3 protein-coding genes and 1 pseudogene are annotated in these 2,802 nt (G+C 61.8%); all 4 read right to left on the bottom strand.

Annotated features, from left to right (window positions below; genetic code table 11):
* Positions 1–186, bottom strand: a pseudogene (locus tag EN906_RS29665) (proline--tRNA ligase); the annotation flags it as partial.
* A gap of 653 nt (positions 187–839) precedes the next feature.
* Positions 840–1,124 carry a DUF1467 family protein gene (locus EN906_RS29660; protein WP_127267197.1) on the bottom strand — a complete coding sequence of 95 codons (285 nt, stop codon included), beginning with the start codon at positions 1,122–1,124 and terminating at the stop codon, positions 840–842.
* Positions 1,121–1,525, bottom strand: coding sequence for a methylmalonyl-CoA epimerase (gene mce / locus EN906_RS29655; protein ID WP_127267198.1), 405 nt, complete (start codon positions 1,523–1,525; stop codon positions 1,121–1,123). The genes EN906_RS29660 and mce overlap by 4 nt, the downstream gene beginning before the upstream one ends.
* Before the next feature lie 95 nt (positions 1,526–1,620).
* On the bottom strand, positions 1,621–2,802 hold a 1,182-nt coding region (locus EN906_RS29650), incomplete at its 5' end, for a ribonuclease J (protein WP_164758244.1).

Genomic DNA, 2,802 nt, shown 5'->3' with positions numbered 1-2,802 from the left:
GTTCTGCTCCTCGCGAATGATGCGGCAGACCTTGTCCAGCACCCGCTTGCCGAGCGGCAGCCACGAGAAACTGCCCTGTCCCTGCTGGCGGATCATGCCGGCACGCAGCATCAGCCGGTGCGAGACGATCTCGGCCTCGCGCGGGTTTTCTTTGAGGATCGGCAGGAAATAGCGCGACAAACGCATGGACAGGTCCGTGAGTGAGGAGGGCCGCGCCAGAATCGGCGCGACTTTGGCTTGCTTGACCCGGCTTCATAGCCATTTCAAGGCGGAATGGGAACCCGGACGCTTCGGCCCGAAAAGCGGCAATCGATTTCAGAAAGCACGGGATAGCCGGGATCAGAAGCGTCGCACCGTCCTTCGCCCGCCCAGAAGACCCACGGCGCTGCAAGGCCTCCCGGTCACCGCGCGCGTCTTGATGATCGTTCGCCAAGCAACGCCTGCCACACTATTGTGCAGTGCAGCACGAGAATGCCCGTTTCAAGGCAAAATTCTTCGTGACATTTTCATTCGCCTTAGGCTAATGTACCTCGATAACCGAGAGGGTAGAAAAAAATCTGCTCTCCTACGCGGTCAAAGTCTTGGGAGGATGCGATCTAGGCGCGGTTACTCGCTGCCGCCGGAAACCGGAAACAGATCGGACGCGTTTAAATTGCAAGGCCTCGTGCCTTGCATTTTTTTTGTGCAATCATCTGCTTAGCGCAACGCGTTGCCAAACCACCTTACCCAGCGTCAGCGCTCGTCCGGCCGCAAAACGGCACGGCATCCCTGTCTGGAACCAAGCTGTTCCGAAGGATGAAAACGTCTTTGCCGGACAAATCTTCTTGGGCCGGGGCCGGCTATTTGGCTAAGGTTTGGCTGAATTCCGGCACGATGTGCGGGATGTCGTTGAGGCTGTATCCAAGCCCATGCGTCAGGCCATAGAAAATGCCCATCAGGATCGCGGTGGCGATGGTGGTGCGGATCACGGCGCGCAGCATGTGGGGACCGCGCGGCGCGCTCGGAACCGTGCCCAGCGTCACGTCACGATCATCGTCCTGCGTCCTCACGCTGAACGGCAGCACGGCGAACAGCACCACCCACCAGGTCGCGAAAAACAGGGCGGTGAACGAAACCCAGCTCATGATTGCTCCAGTTCGATCAGCGTTCCGAAGAAATCCTTCGGATGCAGGAACAGCACCGGCTTACCGTGCGCGCCGATCTTCGGATTGCCGTCGCCCAGCACGCGGGCGCCGGCGGCCTTGAGCCGATCGCGCGCGGCCAGTATGTCGTCGACCTCATAGCAAAGGTGGTGCATGCCGCCGGAAGGATTCTTCTCCAGGAAGGCGGCGATCGGCGATCCCTCGCCCAAAGGCTCCAGAAGTTCGACCTTGGTGTTGCCGACATTGACGAACACCACCGTCACCCCATGCTCCGGCAGCGCCTGCGGCGCCGTCACTTCCGCGCCCAGCGTGTTGCGATAGGCAGCGACGGCAGCCGTAAGGTCCGGCACGGCAAGCGCGACATGGTTCAGACGTCCGAGCATTGGCACTCCCAAGTAGGGGAGTAGGGGAAAAGACAGATATGTCAGCTGTTTGCTCTTCCTACTCCCCTACTCCCGTACTCCCCTACTCCCTTTCGTCATCTTGTGACGAATACAGTCACGAGCGGCTTCTTGCCCCAGGCTTCGTTGGCGGCGCCGCGCACGGCGCGCCGCACTGCTTCCTGAACCAGGTCGAGATCTTTTCGGCGCTGACGGGGGATGGAGTCCACCGCGCCGATTGCCGCATCGATCATCAGATCTTCCAGCGACTCGCCACGGCCATCGGCCTCGGCGACGCCGATGGCGACCAGGTCGGGGTCGCCGGCAAGCTCATATTTGTCGTCCAGGACGACATTGACCGCCACATGGCCGGCAAAGGACAGCTTGCGCCGGTCGCGGATGCCCATCGCCTGATCGGTGCCGATCAGTCTGCCATCCTTGTAGATACGGCCGAACGGCACCTGATCCATGATGGTGGCTGGGCCGGGAGCAAGCCTGAGCATGTCGCCGTCGCGCACCTGCGCCACCTGGCCGATGCCCGATGTCGACATCAGCGAGCCCTGCGCCACCAGATGTGCCGCCTCGCCATGCACGGGAACGCCGATCTGCGGGCGCACCCATTCATACATCTTGCGCAATTCGCTGCGCCGCGGATGGCCGGAGACATGCACCAGTGCATCGCCGTCCTCGATGATCTTGACGCCGAGGTCGATGAGGCGGTTCTTGATCTCGAGGATCGCCTTCTCGTTGCCGGGAATGGTACGCGAGGAAAACACCACCGTGTCGCCTGCCGTCAGTGACACCGACTTCATCTCTTCGCGCGACAGCTTGGCCAGTGCGGCCAGTGGCTCGCCCTGGCTGCCGGTGCAGATGATGACCAGGTTCTCGCGCGGGATGAAACCAAAATCCTCCTCGGCGATGAACTCCGGCAGACCGTCCATGTAGCCGAGTTCGCCGGCCACATCGATGACCCGCTTCAGCGAACGGCCAAGCACCAGGCACTGGCGTCCGGCATCGCGCGCCGCTTTGGCGATCGAGACGATGCGTCCGACATTGGAGGAGAATGTGGTGACGGCGACACGGCCCTTGGCAGCCTGGATGACGCCCTTGAGGCCCTCGCCCACAGCCACTTCCGAAGGCGACTCACCTTCGCGCAGCGCATTGGTCGAATCGCAGATCAGCGCCAAAACGCCCTTGTCGCCATAGGCGCGGAAACGCGCCTCGTCGGTCTTCGGCCCGATCGTCGGCTCCGGATCGATCTTCCAGTCACCGGTATGGAT

The sequence above is a fragment of the Mesorhizobium sp. M7A.F.Ca.CA.004.06.1.1 genome, from assembly GCF_003999135.1.
In the GTDB taxonomy this organism is placed as follows: Bacteria; Pseudomonadota; Alphaproteobacteria; order Rhizobiales; family Rhizobiaceae; genus Mesorhizobium.
Note: the sequence above shows the minus strand (reverse complement) of the source record. Positions and strands in the feature narration are given on the sequence as shown.

Excerpts from the sequence above, each read along its gene's own strand:
- EN906_RS29660 (WP_127267197.1), bottom strand. The coding sequence starts at position 1,124 with ATGAGCTGGGTTTCGTTCACCGCCCTGTTTTTCGCGACCTGGTGGGTG.
- mce (WP_127267198.1), bottom strand. The coding sequence starts at position 1,525 with ATGCTCGGACGTCTGAACCATGTCGCGCTTGCCGTGCCGGACCTTACG.